This window comes from Rhodococcus sp. 27YEA6 (assembly GCF_044908235.1).
GTDB classification, from domain to species: Bacteria; Actinomycetota; Actinomycetes; order Mycobacteriales; family Mycobacteriaceae; genus Rhodococcus_F; species Rhodococcus_F qingshengii.
This window is the reverse complement of sequence record NZ_JBIYCY010000008.1, coordinates 255,427-271,432: the sequence shown is the minus strand read 5'-3', so window position 1 is coordinate 271,432 and position 16,006 is coordinate 255,427. Positions and strand designations below refer to the sequence as shown.

Annotated in this window: 17 protein-coding genes; 5 read left to right on the top strand and 12 right to left on the bottom strand. The window is 62.6% G+C overall.

Going from position 1 to position 16,006, the window contains the following annotated elements:
* The first annotated feature begins 26 nt into the window (after positions 1-26).
* Entirely contained in the window at positions 27-935 is a 909-nt protein-coding gene (locus ABH939_RS21595; RefSeq protein ID WP_030537459.1) for a TIGR04222 domain-containing membrane protein, read from the top strand.
* On the top strand, positions 932-1,837 hold the full coding sequence (locus tag ABH939_RS21590; protein ID WP_404650107.1) for a TIGR04222 domain-containing membrane protein: 906 nt from the start codon (positions 932-934) through the stop codon (positions 1,835-1,837). Before ABH939_RS21595 ends, ABH939_RS21590 begins: the two co-directional genes overlap by 4 nt.
* On the opposite strand, the gene ABH939_RS21585 is transcribed toward ABH939_RS21590, so the two are convergent.
* The 5 genes from ABH939_RS21585 to pdhA are packed head-to-tail and all read right to left on the bottom strand — an operon-like array spanning position 1,769 to position 7,645.
* Positions 1,769-2,872: a Glu/Leu/Phe/Val dehydrogenase dimerization domain-containing protein gene (locus ABH939_RS21585; protein ID WP_404650106.1), complete on the bottom strand. Its 1,104-nt coding sequence runs from the start codon at positions 2,870-2,872 to the stop codon at positions 1,769-1,771. The genes ABH939_RS21590 and ABH939_RS21585 overlap by 69 nt on opposite strands.
* Before the next feature lie 24 nt (positions 2,873-2,896).
* Complete coding sequence (lpdA, locus tag ABH939_RS21580; protein ID WP_404650105.1) at positions 2,897-4,291, bottom strand: dihydrolipoyl dehydrogenase; 1,395 nt, start codon at positions 4,289-4,291, stop codon at positions 2,897-2,899.
* Positions 4,291-5,514: a dihydrolipoamide acetyltransferase family protein gene (locus tag ABH939_RS21575; RefSeq protein ID WP_276117235.1), complete on the bottom strand. Its 1,224-nt coding sequence runs from the start codon at positions 5,512-5,514 to the stop codon at positions 4,291-4,293. The genes lpdA and ABH939_RS21575 overlap by 1 nt, the downstream gene beginning before the upstream one ends.
* Positions 5,511-6,515: an alpha-ketoacid dehydrogenase subunit beta gene (locus tag ABH939_RS21570; protein ID WP_058037574.1), complete on the bottom strand. Its 1,005-nt coding sequence runs from the start codon at positions 6,513-6,515 to the stop codon at positions 5,511-5,513. Before ABH939_RS21570 ends, ABH939_RS21575 begins: the two co-directional genes overlap by 4 nt.
* 2 nt (positions 6,516-6,517) lie before the next feature.
* Positions 6,518-7,645, bottom strand: a complete 1,128-nt coding sequence (gene pdhA, locus ABH939_RS21565; RefSeq protein WP_003942481.1) for a pyruvate dehydrogenase (acetyl-transferring) E1 component subunit alpha — start codon at positions 7,643-7,645, stop codon at positions 6,518-6,520.
* Between the two features lie 154 nt (positions 7,646-7,799).
* Between pdhA and ABH939_RS21560 the strand changes: the two genes are divergently transcribed.
* From ABH939_RS21560 to ABH939_RS21550, 3 genes are read left to right on the top strand one after another with little or no spacing between them, the layout of a single operon-like run.
* Complete coding sequence (locus ABH939_RS21560) at positions 7,800-8,270, top strand: Lrp/AsnC family transcriptional regulator (protein WP_020971454.1); 471 nt, start codon at positions 7,800-7,802, stop codon at positions 8,268-8,270.
* 46 nt (positions 8,271-8,316) lie between these two features.
* Positions 8,317-9,141, top strand: a complete 825-nt coding sequence (locus ABH939_RS21555; RefSeq protein WP_083058115.1) for a DUF692 domain-containing protein — start codon at positions 8,317-8,319, stop codon at positions 9,139-9,141.
* Positions 9,138-9,464 (top strand): hypothetical protein, encoded by a 327-nt coding sequence (locus ABH939_RS21550; RefSeq protein ID WP_007729071.1) that lies wholly within the window; start codon positions 9,138-9,140, stop codon positions 9,462-9,464. The genes ABH939_RS21555 and ABH939_RS21550 overlap by 4 nt, the downstream gene beginning before the upstream one ends.
* Here the strand turns inward: ABH939_RS21550 and ABH939_RS21545 are convergent.
* The 7 genes from ABH939_RS21545 to ABH939_RS21515 form a co-directional block, all read right to left on the bottom strand.
* The gene (locus ABH939_RS21545; RefSeq protein WP_003942478.1) at positions 9,453-10,247 is read right to left on the bottom strand and encodes a family 1 encapsulin nanocompartment shell protein; all 795 of its coding nucleotides are present in this window, start codon (positions 10,245-10,247) and stop codon (positions 9,453-9,455) included. The two genes, ABH939_RS21550 and ABH939_RS21545, sit on opposite strands and share 12 nt — an antisense overlap.
* The gene (locus ABH939_RS21540) at positions 10,244-11,302 is read right to left on the bottom strand and encodes a Dyp-type peroxidase (RefSeq protein WP_372025707.1); all 1,059 of its coding nucleotides are present in this window, start codon (positions 11,300-11,302) and stop codon (positions 10,244-10,246) included. Before ABH939_RS21540 ends, ABH939_RS21545 begins: the two co-directional genes overlap by 4 nt.
* A gap of 68 nt (positions 11,303-11,370) precedes the next feature.
* Entirely contained in the window at positions 11,371-12,327 is a 957-nt protein-coding gene (locus ABH939_RS21535; RefSeq protein WP_372025708.1) for an SMP-30/gluconolactonase/LRE family protein, read from the bottom strand.
* A 33-nt stretch (positions 12,328-12,360) separates the two neighbouring features.
* Positions 12,361-13,317 carry an alpha/beta fold hydrolase gene (locus ABH939_RS21530; RefSeq protein ID WP_372025709.1) on the bottom strand — a complete coding sequence of 319 codons (957 nt, stop codon included), beginning with the start codon at positions 13,315-13,317 and terminating at the stop codon, positions 12,361-12,363.
* A 1-nt stretch (position 13,318) separates the two neighbouring features.
* On the bottom strand, positions 13,319-13,693 hold the full coding sequence (locus ABH939_RS21525; RefSeq protein ID WP_003942502.1) for a nuclear transport factor 2 family protein: 375 nt from the start codon (positions 13,691-13,693) through the stop codon (positions 13,319-13,321).
* Positions 13,694-13,758: 65 nt separating this feature from the next.
* A complete protein-coding gene (locus ABH939_RS21520) occupies positions 13,759-14,439 on the bottom strand; it encodes a hypothetical protein (protein ID WP_372025712.1) in 681 nt (226 codons plus the stop codon).
* A 54-nt stretch (positions 14,440-14,493) separates the two neighbouring features.
* Entirely contained in the window at positions 14,494-15,924 is a 1,431-nt protein-coding gene (locus tag ABH939_RS21515) for an APC family permease (RefSeq protein ID WP_050655905.1), read from the bottom strand.
* Between the last annotated feature and the right edge of the window lie 82 nt (positions 15,925-16,006).

Here is a 16,006-nt window from a genome sequence, read left to right as displayed (position 1 = left end):
AGGAGTTCATCGAGAGGTGGTGTGCGATGCATGATCATACGGATACATGGGGGATCCCCAGCCAGACTTTCCTTCAGTGGTACCTGGTGGCGGCTGCCGTCGCGATCGGACTCTCGCTGTACAGCCGAATGACTGCGCGCCGGTCACCGGTGGTCGTCGACTCGGTCCGTCGGCCGCTCACTCCTCCCGAGATCGGTGCCTTGACCAGTGACTACCAAGCGGTGCTGGCGTCGATGGCTATTCTGCGCAGCGCCGAGCTGATCAGCACCGAAGGCAAAACCAAGCTGGCACTCACTGCGGAGGACAAGAATCGTCTCGACTGGTTCACCCGTACGGTGCACAAGCGGCTCGGCAACGGAAAAGTCCCGCTGCGGCAGGTGCGTCTGATGGGGCGGCTGAACGTCGCACTCGCACAACTACGTACGACGTTGATCGACGAGGGATATTTGCAACGCCAGCAGGACGGTCTGACCGCTGCCCTTCGGACCGTTCCGATCGTGGCGGTCATTGCTCTCGGGGTAGTCCGTCTCGTCGCCGGAATCGCCGGCGGTAAGCCGGTCGGGTTCCTGCTCCTCACCATCATCGTTCTCGCTCTGATGATTCCACTTCTTCGCATCAAGCGTCGTCGGACAGCTTTGGGAGACAGCGAGCTTCGACGCCTCAAGCACGAAAACTCGTACCTCTCACCGAAACTGCGGCCCGCGTACACGAGCTACGGTCCCTCGCTCGCCGGGCTGTCGGCGGCGCTCTTCGGTGCGGGCGCTCTGGTTCTGATCGATCCGGCGCTGGCGGGAGCGGTAGCTGCGGGCGCCGCGTACAGCCCGGGTGGCGGAAGTTCGAGCTACTACAGTTGTGGCTCCTCATCCGGATCATCTGGCTCGGACGGCGGTGGCGGCAGTGGGAGCAGTTGCGGCGGCGGGGGGTGTGGGGGATGAGCACGCATGCAGCCGACACCTGGGGGATCCCCAGCGAGGATTTCCTCTACGGCTACATAGCCGTTTCGGCCACGCTCATGGTTCTCACTCTGGGGTGGCGTCTGATGATCCGGGCACGCCGGCACGGGTACTCAACCGAGCACGGGTATTCCGCCGAGCAACTGACGCCTCCGGAAGTCGGAATGCTCACCGGCGAGTCACGCGCCATCGCAGCATCATTGGCAATCCTGCGTAGCGCTGACCTGATCACCACCGACGGCGCTGTCCTGCGCCCGTTGGGCCCTGGCGACGAGACCCTGGACTGGTACACCCTCACCGTGTACCAGCGCCTGGCCCAGCAGGCTCTACCCCATCGTCGGCGCCAACTCGCCGAGCGTATGACGGTGGAAACAGCTCGCCTACGAAACTCTTTGGCGGACCGGGGATACCTGACCTCCGACAGCGCCAGGCGTTCAATCTTTCTCTCCACAGTTCCGCTGAAGATCCTGGTGGCCGTGGGTATCGTCCGCATTGCTTTCGGACTGCACAACGACAAGCCCGTCGAGTTTCTGATTCTCGCCGTACTCGTCACCGGGTTCAGTATCCCGCTGCTCGGGCTCAACTTCGATCGAACCACCTCTGGCAAGGCGGCACGTTCGGAACTGACCACGGCACACGCCTACCTGTCCCCGCGCAACAAGCCTGCCTTCTCCGCCTACGGACCGCGTTTGGCGGGAATGTCCGCTGCTCTCTTCGCCGGTTCGGCGATGCTGATGATCAATCCCGCCTTGGCCTCCGCCGCCGGAATCGGTGCCGACGGCAGCGGAAGTAGCGGGGGTTCGGACGGTGGCGGTTCAGGCGGGGGAGGCGGCAGCTGCAGCGGGGGTGGCGGATGTGGCGGCGGCGGTGGATGCGGGGGATAGCCGCGCCCGGGCGAGCATAAGCGCTGCGGCCTCGGTAGTGATGCCACGTTCCTCGCTCAACGAGTACACCTCGTCCAAGGTTCGACCGATCCCGCGGGTTCGTTCGACGACGTCGTCTTCGTTCCACCCCAGGACTTCTCGCCCCACGAGGTGAAAGGCTCCGCCTGCGTTCGCGACGAAATCAGGGGCACAGAGAACCCCGCGGTCTCGCAGAACCTCACCGGCAGCGGCATCGGTCAAGATGTTGTTTGCTGCGCCCGCCACGGCCAGAGTCGGAATCGACGCAGCCGCAGCGGAATCAATGATGCCTCCCATCGCGCAAGGGGCAAAGAGGTCACACGGTGTTCGGAGGACCTCGCCGGCAGGAACGACCGTGTGCCCCGCGAGAGAAGCCGCCTCGAGGCGCTGCGGGTCCGTATCGGCAACCAGCAGACGTGCGCCAGCCTGCGCTGCGAGACGGACGACGTCGCCGCCGACGGCGCCGAGACCCTGTACCAGTACCGTTCGGCCGTCGAGTGTTCCGAGTCCTCGGCGACGCGCCGTGGCCTTCATCGCTTCGAACACACCCAGAGCGGTGGCGTGCGCGCTGGAACCGGCGCCACCCTTGTCAACCGAACGCCCGAAGACGTATCTGGTGGTGCGACTGAGCTGATCCATGTCGGAAGAGTTGGTGTTGACGTCGGGACCGGTCCAGTAGTTTCCTTCGAGCTTGTCGATGTTCTCGGCGTGGATGCCGAGGATACGAGACCAGGTTGCGGCGTCGATCTGATTGCGCGGTGCTGGCAGTGCGATCACCGACTTCCCGCCACCCATCGGCAGGTCGGAGACAGCCATCTTCAAAGTCATTGCACCGGCGAGCTTCCCGGCGTCCGCCAGAGCGTGGCCGATCGAGGGATAGTGAGCGGCCCGCGTGCCACCCGACGCCGGTCCCAGACGGGTGGAGTCGATTCGAATCACGAAAGTCGTACCGGTCTCCCGATCATGGCGTGTGACGGTCAGTTCACCGTCCCAGCGCAGTTGGTCGTCGATACTCATTGAATCTCCTTTTCTGTCTCCGGGTCAGTTGTGGGCGTGCAGTGGTGTTCCCGCGAGTGCGAGCATGGCCTCGCCCAACGCTTCGTTCTGACTGGGGTGCGCGTGGATGAAACGCCCCACTTCATCGGGAAGTGCTTCCCAGGCAACGGCCAACTGCGCCTCACCGATCAGTTCGCCGACGCGGTCTCCCACCAGGTGAACTCCGACAACAGGGCCTTTCGTTCCGCTTCGAATCACTTTGATTCCACCGGTAGTTCGCAGGATCTGACTCTTGCCGTTACCTGCCAGGTCGTAGATGACGGTGGAGACGTCGGTGTGCTGCGTGCGCGCCGCCTCTTCGTCGAGTCCGACCGATGCAACTTCGGGATGTGAGTACGTCACGCGAGAAATCAGATGTTCGGCGACCGGTATCGGATCCTTGCCGGCAATCTGTTCGGCCACAAAGATTCCTTGTTGGAAACCTCGGTGCGCCAACGCAAGACCGGGCACGATGTCGCCGACCGCGTACACACCGTCCACGGACGTACGGAGGCGTTCGTCGGTGACGACAAATCCCTTGTCGAGGCTGATTCCGTTTTCTTCGAAACCGTCACCGTCCGTGCGAGGTCCGCGGCCGACGGCGACCAACAGTAGGTCGGTGTCGAGTTTCGTTCCGTCGCTTAGTTCGATGCGGACGGAATCGGCTGCTTCTTTCGCGAAATCGACCTTTGTGTCTGTCTTACAGACGATTCCACGTTTCCGGTATGCCCGCTGCAGCTGCTTCGACGACCACGGATCCTCGGCGGCGATCAGTCGGGGGAGTGCCTCGACGATCGTTACTTCGGCGCCGAACGAGCGCCAGAGGCTTGCGAACTCGACGCCGATGACACCGCCACCGAGTACCGTTGCGCTGGTGGGCACCCGGTCGAGTTCGAGTGCCTGGTCGCTGGTGACGATCCGTCGGCCGAGTTCGATGCCGGGGAGTTCCCGCGGATACGAGCCGGTGGCCAGAACGAGTGATGTTCCGGTGTAGCGGGTTCCGTCGACGTCGATGCTTCGCCCACCGACATACGTCCCGTATCCGTTGACGATGGTGATCTTGTGTTGCGCCAACAAGCCTTGCAGACCGCTGTACAGCCGCTCGACTGTCCCGTTCTTGTAGTCGTGCACCTGCGCGACGTCGATGCCGGCAAAAGATGCCCGGACACCGAATTGCTCACTGGTGCGTGCCGAATCGGCCACCTCGGCGGAATGCAGCAGTGCCTTGGTCGGGATGCATCCGCGGTGCAGGCACGTTCCGCCGACCTTGTCCGCTTCGATCAGCGTGACCGACAATCCGAGTTGAGCGGCGCGGATGGCGCAGGCATAGCCGCCCGATCCTCCACCGAGGATCACGACGTCGCTGTGGGGTTCTGCAGTTGTCATCGGAGCCTTGGTCATCAGAGCCTTCCCAGGACGCGGATCGGGTTCTCGATGTAGTCACCGAACAGCCTGAGGAATCCGCCGGCTTCGCCTCCGTCACAGACGCGGTGGTCGAAGCTCAACGAGATCTGAGTGACCTTACGAACGGTCAACTCGCCGTTCACGACCCACGGCTTGTCGATGATGCGTCCGATCCCCAGAATTGCCGCCTCGGGGTGATTGATGATCGGAGTCGATCCGTCGACCCCGAATACCCCGTAGTTGTTGAGCGTGAACGTGCCGCCGGTCAGGCGGGCGGGTTCGAGTTTGCCGTCGCGCGCAAGGTCGGTGGTCACCCGAAGTGCTTGTGCGAGTTCGACGGTGCTCAGGGCGTCCGCATTTCGAATGACCGGTACCATCAGTCCCTTCGGTGTCTGCGCGGCGATCCCCAGGTGGGTGCGGGCGTGTCGAACGATCTCGCCTCGAGCAGTATCGACCGACGAGTTCAGTTCGGGGTACTGCGCCAACGCCGCGATGGTCAGCCGAGCCAGGAGCGCCATCAGGCTGATCTTGTCGGAATCGGGCAGTGACTTGTTGATCTCGGCTCGCGCCGCCAACAGTTCGGTGGCGTCGACGTCAACCCAGGTTGTTGCGTCCGGGATCTCGCGGCGGCTGGTGGACAGCTTGTCGGCCACTACCTTGCGTAGCCCCTTGATCGGAATTCTTTGGTCGGTCGCGTGTGACGTTTCCGTTTCCGGTCCGAAGTTTGCCCCGGCCTCGACGTCGGCGCGCGTGATGACTCCGCCAGCGCCCGATCCGGAAATCGTGGCTAGGTCGATACTGTTGTCAGAGGCCAATTTACGAACGATCGGCGAGATCACGCGTACCGACGGAGCCGCTCTGCGTCGGCGTCTCGGTGCATCCTCGCTGGTGCCGTAGCCGATCAGGACGTTGCCCGAACCGGCGCGTTCCTCTTCGCGGTAGCGCTCGTGGTTGGCCGAAACGACCGCGTCGACACTCTCGCCACCACTCACAGTGATCAGCGGTGTGCCCACCTTCAGGGTGTCTCCGTCTTTGCCGTGTAGTTCGATCACGGTCCCGGCGAACGGGATTGGCACATCCACAGCAGCTTTCGCAGTTTCCACCTCGACGACGATCTGATCGATGGTAACCACGTCGCCTACCTTGACGTGCCACTCCGCGATGTCGGCCTCCGCCAGTCCTTCGCCGAGGTCGGGGAGCATGAAAACCTGATTGCTCATGCCGTCACCGCCCAACGGGTGTCCGGAGTGTCGTTCCACTGCAGACGGTCGAGGGCGTCCAGGACACGGTCGACGCTGGGCAGGTGGTGACGCTCGAGCTTGGGAGCGGGGTAGGGGATGTCGAAGCCGCTGACCCGGAGCACCGGGGCATGGAGATGGTGGAAACACCGTTCCTGCACGCGGGCAGCAATTTCTGCACCCACACCGGCAAAACCTTGCGCTTCCTGGATGACGATGCAGCGTCCGGTCTTTCGCACCGATGCGGTGACCGTCTCGTCGTCGAACGGCACTATCGAGCGGATGTCGATCACCTCGATATCCCGGCCCTCGGCTGCAGCGGCCTCGGCGGACCTCAGTGCAACATCCACGGACGGACCGTAGGCAATGAGCGTCGCGTCACGACCGCGGCGCCGGACGACGGCGCGACCGATCGGCTCACGTGCGGTCAGGTCGACATCTGCTCGCGCGAAGTACAGCTTCTTGGGCTCGAGGAAGATCACCGGGTCGGGGTCCTCGATCGCCGAACGTAGCAGCGAGTACGCGTCTTCCACCGTGGACGGCGCCACAACCTTCAGTCCGGGTGTGTGCGCGTAGTAGCCCTCACTGGAATCACAGTGATGCTCCACCCCGCCGATACCGCCGGCAAAAGGAACACGAATGACTATCGGAATCGACAGCGCGCCCTTGGTGCGGTTGCGGATCTTCGCGACATGGGAGGCGATCTGCTCGAATGCCGGATAGGCAAACGCGTCGAACTGCATTTCCACGACCGGACGAAAACCGGTCATGGCCATGCCGATTGCGAATCCGATGATGCCGGACTCGGCGAGGGGAGTGTCGAAGCATCGGTCGTCGCCGAAGTCGCGGGTGAGGCCGTCGGTGACGCGGAAAACGCCGCCCAGGGTGCCGACGTCCTCACCGAAGACGACAACGTTGTCGTCCGCGGCCAGAGAGTCGCGTAGCGCGGTGTTGAGGGCCTGAGCCATCGTGAGCATGGGCATGGTCAGTGTCCCCCTGTGTCAGCGGCTTCGGCAGCAAGTTCGGTTTCGAGTTGGGCTTGTTGCTCACGCAATTGCGGTGTCTGCTCGGCGAAGACGTACCGGAACAGATCGAGCGGATCGTGCGGGCGGTCGACGTTCATGCCGGCGCGCAGTGTGGCGGCCGCGGTTTCTGCCTCTGCAGTCAGCGATTCCACGAACGCGTCGTCGATCAGATCGTGTGCGCGCAGATACTTTTCGAGACGCGGCAACGGATCTCGCCCGAGCCAGGCTTCCACCTCGGCGCTGTCGCGGTAGCGGGTGGCGTCGTCGGCATTGGTATGTGCGTCGATGCGATAAGTGTGTGCCTCGACGATCACCGGTCCGTTTCCGCTGCGGACGAAGCGTGCCGCCTCGTCCATGACGGCCAGCATCGCAACGGGATCGTTGCCGTCGACCTGCTCGCTGCCGATCCCGTAGCCGACGCCCTTGTGCGCCAACGTCGGTGCTGCGCTTTGGCGCGACAGTGGCACGCTGATCGCAAATCCGTTGTTCTGCACCAGAAAGATCACCGGCGCCTTGAAGACGGCGGCGAAGTTCAGCGCCTCGTGGAAATCGCCCTCACTGGTGGCGCCGTCACCACAGAGCGCCAAGGCGACGGTGTTCAAGCCCCGTCGAGACTCCCCGTAGGCCACCCCCGCTGCATGCAGCAATTGCGTTGCCAGCGGGGTGCACTGCGGCGCACTGCGCAGTGCGACCGGGTCGTATCCGCAGTGCCAGTCGCCGGCGAGCATGCTCAGAATCTGCACCGGATCGACACCCCGGGCGGCCAACGCCATCGAATCCCGGTAGGTGGGGAAGAGCCAGTCACTCGGCTCCAGACTCATCGCTGCCGCGATCTGACATGCCTCCTGCCCTCGCGAGGACGGATACACGGCCAGGCGCCCCTGTTTGGTCAGCGCCGTAGCCTGCTGGTCGAAACGCCTGCCCAGGAACATCTTTCGATACATCGCGATCAGGCGATCGTCGCTCGGTTTTGCGTAGCGGGCCTCGCTGCGCGTCAGTTCTCCGGCAGGGTCGAGGTACTGCACCGCAGAATCGGCCGGCAGGAACTTCTGATACCGCAGTTCCCCCAAGGGCTCGACAAGTGTCACTTCTACCTCCAGAAGACGTTGTGTCCATCAGTATTCGCACTTCGGCGACGTAATGGCAGCAGGCGTCGAGGATTCAAGACAAACGGCCTATCATGAGGATTCGGGCAGCAATATGTCCATCAACCGACTCGACTACCGAACCAGGAATGGACAGATGGCCACCGAACCGCACGCTCTCGATGCGATCGACCGTCGCATCATCGCCGAGCTGGTCGCAGACAGTCGCATCTCCATGCGTGCACTGGCCGAGAAGGCGCACATATCCCGCGCTCACGCCTACGTCCGCATCGAAAGGCTCGAGGACGCCGGAATCATCACCGGATTCACGACGCGGATCGCCCACGAGAAGGCCGGACTCGGCTCCTCGGCATACGTGGCACTCTCGATCAGGCAGCACTCGTGGCGAGGTCTGGCGGCGTCCTTGAAGGCCCTGCCGTTTGTCGAGCACTTCTCCCTCCTCGGCGGCGACTTCGACGTTCTGGTGCTGGTTCGAGCCCCGGACAACCAGGAACTACGCCACACCGTTCTCGAAGAACTCCAGGGACTCGACGGGGTTCTCTCGACCAAAACGTGGCTGATCTTCGAAGAAGGCAACGGTCCGGGACCCAACTGGTTGCCCGGCTGATCCGTCTATAGTCGCCGTTAGCAGTTGCACACGGGAGGTGACTCGAATGACCCTGTACGGCCTGGGAATCGGTTGGCGCCCCGAGGTCTCCGGAATCATCGCGCAGCTCGACGGCCTGGCATTCTGCGAAGTCATTGCCGAATCCATCGGAAACGAGATACCGCCGCACCTCGGCTCGCTGGGAGTTCCGGTGATTCCGCACGGAATCTCGCTCTCACTTGGCGGGGCCGAGGCGGTAGATCAGGCACGGATCGATCACCTTGCGCATGCAGCTCAGCTACTGGGCGCTCCCTTGGCGAGCGAGCACATCGCATTCGTGCGGGCGGGCGGCATCGAGGCCGGGCACCTGCTCCCACTGCCACGCACCCACGAAGCGATCGATGTCTTGGTACGCAACATCACCCGCACTCAGGACGGTCTACCGGTGCCGTTTGCCGTCGAAAACGTTGCCGCCCTTTTCGACTGGCCGGACGACGAGTTGACCGAAGGGGAGTTTCTCTCGGAGATCGTCGACCGCACCGGGGCTCTGCTGGTTCTCGACATCGCGAACGTCTATGCCAATGCCCTCAATCGCGGGCGTGATCCCTGGGCCGAGCTGAGCCGGCTACCACTCGAGCGAATCGCATACTGCCACATCGCCGGTGGCAGCATCAGCGACGGCAAATACCACGACACGCACACCGATCCGGTACCCGAAGCCGTGCTGGAACTCCTTGCGCAGTTCACCGCCGCCGGTCACCATCCTGCCATCATGCTCGAGCGCGACGGAAACTATCCGCCGGCACTGGAATTGCTCGACGAGCTCGATGCCATCGCCGACGCAGCTGGTCTGGATCGCATCACCGCGGGCACCGATTGGTCACGCACATGAGCACGCTCGGTGAGCGTCAAGAGGCGCTGATTCGCGCACTGGTGGCGGGTGGCGAACTGCCCGAAGGCTTCGACAAAGACGAAGCCGCCGTTGTCTCGGCGGCGCTGCTCCGAAAGCGCGCAGGAGAAGTGGCGCACCACCTTCCGGTCGTGCGCCACACTCTCGGCGATCGTTATCTTCAGTTGTTCACAGCGTGGGCGGACGGACGACCGAAGTCGTCTTCGCATGCGGATGCCCAGGCCTTTGTCGCCCATCTCCAGGACATCGGCGAACTGCCTCGCCCACCCTGGTATCAGAGGTTTCGAAAGGTCTCACGCAAGTGAGACAACAGCTTCGCTGGTGTACATGAGGAACGTCATCGATTCCTGGAAGTACAGCTCGACGGAGTTCGCATCGTGCGAGAGATAGCCGATGGACAGGTCCTGGCCGAGGTGCAATTCGTAGTCACCGCCACGCGTCGACAGCAGGAAAGCGCCGTCGATGGCCGGGGCCCAGATGATCTCGCCGTCGAGGACGCGTCGCAGGTGCTCGCGGATGGGGTAGCCGTGATCGGAGGTCTCGTTGATCGCGGTGAACGCATCTGCATTCAGGAGCAGTGAGTACGGTCCGTTGACACCGGCCAAGCGCAGCGACGTGATCGCCTGGCTGATGGCTTCCGGGTAGTCCTTGGCGTCGATGGGTAGCTTCAGTTCCGGGTTGGAACCGCTGGCCCGCACGCCGGTGATGCTGGCTGCGGGGTATCCCTCGAAGATGGCGCGGTCCTCGGCGAACGCGATCTGCTTGGCCGCGTCCTTGACGGGCTGCCAGTCGGAGTCCTTGGCGCCGCGTTCGACGTCGTCGATGGCCTGACGGCTGACGGTGAAAGGGACCCGCAGTTCGATGATCGGCTGGGACTGACGAGCATGTGCGATGACGCCGTCGGCCAAGGGATTGATCGGCACCTGATGCCCGAGTGGGATGGCCGCGAGATCGTCACCCGACGGTCCCTCCACATCCACGACACGACGACCGGCGACGTGACGCTTGAAGGTACGGCTCGCCTCTTCTTCGATCTCGGCCCAGGCTGCTGCCGAAATGGGTGCTAGGTCGCGGTGCAGGTTTGTCATTGCTGGGCACTCCTTTTGAGGCTGCCGATTCCGAGAGAACCGTCAGAGATGGGCGCTGTGAACGTCGCTTCGGGAACGAGCCTGGTCGGCAAGTCCGGGGGATCGTCGAGAAAGTCCGCCGTCGGAACGAAGAAATTGATTCCGGTGACGGCGGTGGAGAAATCGAGAATGCGGTCGTAATTGCCGACGGGATTCCCGATGAACATGTTGGTGAGCATCTGCTCGGTGACCGTAGGCGACGCCGAGTAACCGATGAAATAGGTACCCATCTCAGCGGAACCGACGTGGCCGAACGGCATGTTGTCCCGCAGAATCTGGATCTGCTCACCGGATTCGTCCTCGATGACGGTGAGTGCGGTGTGGGAGTTGGCCGGCTTGGTGTCGTCGTCCATCTCGAGATCTTCGAGCTTGGAGCGTCCGATGACGTTCTCCTGCTCCTCGACGGGCAGGGAGTTCCACTCCGACATGTCGTGGAGGTACTTCTGGACGATGACGTAACTGCTGCCTGCGAAATCCGGATCCTCGTCACCGACGGTGACCGCGACGTAAGCGGCCTGCCCGGACGGGTTCTCGGTACCGTCGACAAAACCCATGAGGTCGCGTTGCTCGAAATACTTGAACCCGTGGACCTCGTCGATCACCGACGCGGCCCCGGCCAACCTGTTGGTCACGACCGTGGCGAACTCGAAGCACAGGTCCATCTGACGGGCCCGGATGTGAAACAACAGATCGCCCGGCGTGCGCGGGGCGTGGTGTTTGTCACCGGTCAACTCGACGAACGGATGCAATTCCGCCGGCCGTGGACCGTCGAAAAGTCGGTCCCACGCATCCGAACCGATGCCTACGACGGCAGCCAAGCCACCGGCGGGAACCCGGAATCCGATCGAGCGTTGCAGCCCGGAAATATCCGCCAGAACGTCGTGAACTGCCTGCTCACCACCCTCGCCGATGGTGAAAACCAGGAAGATCGCAGCTTCCGTGAGCGGGGTCAGCAACGGCTGCGGTATCGCGGGAAGGGCCACTTCGGCCTCGTCGATCTCACTCGTTTCCGCCATGCAGACCAGTATGGACGATTCCGGCAGTCCCGGCATCAGTAGTGGGTAAGTCGCGTCAGGGTGTCGCGTCAGGGGGTTGCGGCCTGGGCGCCCGCGTCGAAGCCGGCCGGAATCTCGAAGATCTTTCCGTCGAACCCGGCGCGGTAGAGATGCCCGGCCGCGAAACCGGAATTGCCACGCCCGTAGGTCAACACACTCGACGCTTGCAGTCCGCTGGTGAGCGAGCAGTACTGGCCGGGTCCGTCGATCCGCCACACCTCACCACTGATGTCCGTGGGAACAATTGCGCGATCTCGCGAGTCCAAGGTCAAACCATCTGGGGCAGAGAAGGTTTCGAAACCACCGAGATCGACCAACGACTCCGAATATCCCGGATTGTCCACGGAGATGCGGCTGACACCCGGGTTTGCGAACGTGCGCGAAACGTAGAGCCAGCGATTATCGGCGCTCAGGGCAGCGCCGTTTGCACTCGGGAAGGTTGCCCACGCCGGGTCGACGGAACCATTCGGGCTGACCTTTCCGATCAGCGAACCGAAATCGTTGGTGGCGTAGATCGTCCCGTCGTGCGCGACGGCAAGGCCGTTTGCAGCGCTCAGACCACCGGCTATCGGCGTCACGGCGCCCGAGTTCACGTCGACCCGCGCGACCGACGCAGCCCGCCTCAGATCGCCGATCAGAACACTTGCGTTTGCTCCGGTACCCACCAGCAGTGAACCGTCCGGGCTCCACGCGAGTGCGCCCGCACCGCCGGGAACCGTCGCGATCGGAACTGCGGCCTGACCAGGCCCGTCGACGCGGAAGATCCGCCCACTCACCAGGTCGGTCGTATACAGGCGCCCTTGCCCGTCCACCGTGACACCCTCGAGGGCCGCACCCGGAATCTGGGCGCTGAGTATGGCGGGTGACGATCCAGGGCAAGGCGGAGCGGCGGCGGCACCGGACACGCCCAGAGCCAGAAGCGAACCGGCAACAAGAGCACCGGTGATACCTACCCGAATACCGCGATCGAAGATCCTGGTGCGCATCTGCGCAACGCTAGACCTTCGGCCCGATTTCGCCTAGAGCGACCGAAGGAAAGAGATCAAAAGTTCATTGACCTCGGCAGCGTGTTCTTGTTGTACGAAGTGCCCCGCACCGCCGAGGAGATGTACACCCCGCAGGTCGGGGACGGTGTCCTTCATTCGGTCCAATGCCTTGGGACCGCTCATCGCGATGACCGGGTCTTCCGCGCCCGCAACGAAGAGCGTCGGGACCTCGATGTGCGCTCCGTCCAGATCCGCGCTGCGTTCCCAATTGGCGTCATACGCTCGGTACCAGTTCAAGCCACCGGTGAAACCTGTTGCAGTAAAGGCCTTTACATAGGCATCCAAATCATCCTCGGTGAACCACGACCACGGCAACGCCGGCGCCTCGGGAAGTACGTCGAGATAGCCGTTTCCTTCGGAGGGGTTCTTCCACACATCGAGGTACCGGTAGGCCCCGGACAAGGCGTGGAAGAGCCGCTGAAGGAATTCACGTGGACGGGCGTCGAGTTCGCGCTCCGCGACACCCGGTTCCTGAAAATAGTGAATGTGCAGAAAGTGCTTTCGCGCCAAGGCGGCGTAGATCGTCGAGGGCTTGGCCGGGAATCTGTCCGGCGCATAGGGAACCGCCAAGGAGACCAGTCCCGCAACGCGATCGGGGTGACGAAGCGTTGTCGTCCACGCGACCGGAGCGCCGAAATCGTGTCCGACGAACACCGCTTTGTCGATTCCGAGAGCGTCGAGTAGGTCGATCAGCCGGTTCGCGACGGCGTCGTTGGTGTAGTCCTCGATCGCGTCGGGGCGGGTAGTGCCGCCGTAACCGGGCATGTCGAGTGCAATCGACCGAAAACCCGCTTCCGCCAACGCTGCCGACTGATGGCGATAGCTGTATCCGAGGCCGGGAAAGCCGTGGCACATGACCACAGCTGTCCCGGAACCGGAATCGTCGATCTGCCAACGGAATCCGTCGACGTCGATCGTCTTGACCGTCATGTCAGGCGGTGATCATGTCTTCCTGGTTCCAGAATGCGCGCATCGACAGGATCTTTCCGTCGTCGTCGAAGGTCATGACGTCGATGGGTGCGATGGTCAGGGTCTGCTCGCCGAGCTTGGTGATCAGCGAGAAGTGGAATGCCGCTTCGTTTCCGGCGATGCGGAGGGTCTGAAGGTGAGCTTCCTGGTCGAAATTCTCGATCACGGAGTAGAACTCGAGAATGGACTCGCGGGTGGTGCGCACGTCGGTACCAACCGGGTCTTCGACCGTTGCACCCTCTGCGTACAGGGCCACAACCTGGGCAGCAGTGCCCGTCGCAACGGTCTCGATGTAGGCGTCGACGGTCTTGCGGATTACCTCTGCGGACGGTGCCATGGTCTACCCCTCGTAGTTAGAACAGGTTCTAATTCTGAGGATAACCTACGACTCTGTTCCACGGGTCAGCTTTCGAGCACCTTGCGCAGGCGAGCCTTCTTCCGGTTCTCCCGCACGATCCAGACGACATCGGTGTCGTCCGACGCCCCCAGGGAGACGAATGCCGGCAGGGCATTCTCCGGATCCGCCGCAACCGCGACACTCCAGCAGTATCCAAGCGCCTGCCGGAGAGTCCGTGTGTCGGCCTCGCGACGAGAATCAGCTGGTTGCGAGACGATCCACTCGGTAGCGTCTCGGCACACCTGAACGGCCAGCGCAGCGTTGGTCTTGTCCTTCAGCAACCGTGGCTCGCAGATCCCCGCAGCCGCTGCGCGCAGCGTCAATGGATGAGCGGAGCGTGACCACTGCTCGATGATCGCCCGCAATAATTGCGGATCCGTGTCGCCTATCGCCTGAACGGCCATCGCGGCAGCTTCACGTGCACGCCACGACGCACTGGTGGTTGCCTCCGTCAGACTGTTCAGAACAGCCTTGTCGCGTGAACGAACAAGGATGAATCCGAGCCCGACGATCCCACAGCAGCGGATGTATTCGTCCTCGGACTCCGCCGCCAGCAGGATGTCGTCGTCATCGGCGCCGCGCGCGAACTCGAGCATGAGCCCAAGGTTCGCGCGCGGGCCGGGCAATCCTGAACGCTCCGTCAGGTAACTCCACAGTTCATCGCCGTCCAGATCCGCGAACGTCATGGGAGTCCTGCTTTCTCGAGTGCGGGTGCACCCATCATTTCACCGAAAGCCCTCTCACGACGGGAGTTCGAAGCTCACTTGCTTCCGTCGTCGCGCATAGAGGAATCCACCGACAAACGCGAGCACCAGCACCCCGGTCATCACCACGGCCAGAATGTTGCCGCCCAGTAGGAGCGGAAGGTTTCCGGCAATAGCGATCGCGAATCCGATCAGCCCGACAAGGCCCAAGCTCGGGGCAAGTTTGGTGTGCCAGAATCGCTGATCGACCTTCGTACGATGAAAGAAGACGAGCACCGCAAGGCACGTGAGCAACATGAGAGCCACGATCCCCACCGTTGCAACGCCGGCGAACCACGCGAAGATCTGTGTCACCGGATCCAGACCGATGACGATGCAAGCTCCGAGAAGTACCAAAGCACAGCAGGATTGCACCACTGACGCGATGTGCGGCGAACCATGCACGCGGTGCGTCCGCCCACCTGCGCCCGGCAGAACGCCGGTGTTCGACAGAACGAAGATGTATCTGGCCAAGACATTGTGGAGAGACAGAACTGCGGCAAAGAGACTGGACACCAACAGAATTTGAATCAGGTGGGCTGTCACCGTTCCGGCAAAGTCGGTGGCAGTGGTGATCAGCATGCCGTCGGGGTCAGTACCCGCAATGTCCACTGCACCCTTGTCGCCCCAGGCTGTCACAACCGCCCAACTGGAGAGAGCGTAGAAGCCGCCGATGAGGATCAAGGCGGCGTATGTCGCTCGCGGGATAGTCCGCGCGGGATCCTTCGCTTCGTCACGGAAGATCGCCGTCGACTCGAACCCGATGTAACCGGCAAGCGCGAATACCAATGCGACGCCGGGGGATCCGGAGAATATTTCCGACGGAGAGAACATTGCTGTCGACGGGCCTTCCGGACCACCGTCGGCGATGATGAAAGCGTCGAGTACGACTACGATCCCGACCTCTGCGATCAACAGGATGCCGAGCACCTTGCCCGACAATTCGATATGACGAAATCCGAGGACGGCTACCAGAGCCAACGAGGCGAGCGAGAAGATCCACCACGGCACCTCCGGACCACCGTAGGAGGTGATCAACGAACTCATTGCCGGGCCGAGGTAGCCGTATACGGCCAATTGCACTGTGCTGTAACTGACGAGGGCCAACATCGCACTGCCGACGCCGGCACCACGGCCGAGACCATGTCCGATGTAGAGATAGAACGCTCCGGTTCCCGGGATGTAACGCGACATCGCGGTGAACCCGACGGCGAAGAGCAGAAGTACACCGGTTGTCACGGCGAAGGTCATGGGGAAGCCCGCACCGTTGCCACCGGAAATACCCAGCGGCACAAGACCACTGATCACAGTCAGGGGAGCAGCTGCGGCAACGACCATGAGGACTATCGAGCCGGTACCCAGCGAGCCTCGAAGAGTTCGGTCATCGCCGGATGCATCACGTGAAGCATTGACGGAAGTATGGGTCATACGGGCGATGTTAGAACCATTGAAGTCGATTCGGGACCCAATTCACAAAACTTTTACTTGCGAAAAACGGGACGAACCGTCC

What these genes read in the sequence shown, in the direction of transcription:
- ABH939_RS21595 (WP_030537459.1), top strand. Translation starts at nt 27, where the DNA reads ATGCATGATCATACGGATACATGGGGGATCCCCAGCCAGACTTTCCTT.
- ABH939_RS21590 (WP_404650107.1), top strand. Translation starts at nt 932, where the DNA reads ATGAGCACGCATGCAGCCGACACCTGGGGGATCCCCAGCGAGGATTTC.
- ABH939_RS21585 (WP_404650106.1), bottom strand. Translation starts at nt 2,872, where the DNA reads ATGAGTATCGACGACCAACTGCGCTGGGACGGTGAACTGACCGTCACA.
- lpdA (WP_404650105.1), bottom strand. Translation starts at nt 4,291, where the DNA reads ATGACCAAGGCTCCGATGACAACTGCAGAACCCCACAGCGACGTCGTG.
- ABH939_RS21575 (WP_276117235.1), bottom strand. Translation starts at nt 5,514, where the DNA reads ATGAGCAATCAGGTTTTCATGCTCCCCGACCTCGGCGAAGGACTGGCG.
- ABH939_RS21570 (WP_058037574.1), bottom strand. Translation starts at nt 6,515, where the DNA reads ATGCCCATGCTCACGATGGCTCAGGCCCTCAACACCGCGCTACGCGAC.
- ABH939_RS21560 (WP_020971454.1), top strand. Translation starts at nt 7,800, where the DNA reads ATGGCCACCGAACCGCACGCTCTCGATGCGATCGACCGTCGCATCATC.
- ABH939_RS21555 (WP_083058115.1), top strand. Translation starts at nt 8,317, where the DNA reads ATGACCCTGTACGGCCTGGGAATCGGTTGGCGCCCCGAGGTCTCCGGA.
- ABH939_RS21550 (WP_007729071.1), top strand. Translation starts at nt 9,138, where the DNA reads ATGAGCACGCTCGGTGAGCGTCAAGAGGCGCTGATTCGCGCACTGGTG.
- ABH939_RS21545 (WP_003942478.1), bottom strand. Translation starts at nt 10,247, where the DNA reads ATGACAAACCTGCACCGCGACCTAGCACCCATTTCGGCAGCAGCCTGG.
- ABH939_RS21540 (WP_372025707.1), bottom strand. Translation starts at nt 11,302, where the DNA reads ATGGCGGAAACGAGTGAGATCGACGAGGCCGAAGTGGCCCTTCCCGCG.
- ABH939_RS21535 (WP_372025708.1), bottom strand. Translation starts at nt 12,327, where the DNA reads ATGCGCACCAGGATCTTCGATCGCGGTATTCGGGTAGGTATCACCGGT.
- ABH939_RS21530 (WP_372025709.1), bottom strand. Translation starts at nt 13,317, where the DNA reads ATGACGGTCAAGACGATCGACGTCGACGGATTCCGTTGGCAGATCGAC.
- ABH939_RS21525 (WP_003942502.1), bottom strand. Translation starts at nt 13,693, where the DNA reads ATGGCACCGTCCGCAGAGGTAATCCGCAAGACCGTCGACGCCTACATC.
- ABH939_RS21520 (WP_372025712.1), bottom strand. Translation starts at nt 14,439, where the DNA reads ATGACGTTCGCGGATCTGGACGGCGATGAACTGTGGAGTTACCTGACG.
- ABH939_RS21515 (WP_050655905.1), bottom strand. Translation starts at nt 15,924, where the DNA reads ATGACCCATACTTCCGTCAATGCTTCACGTGATGCATCCGGCGATGAC.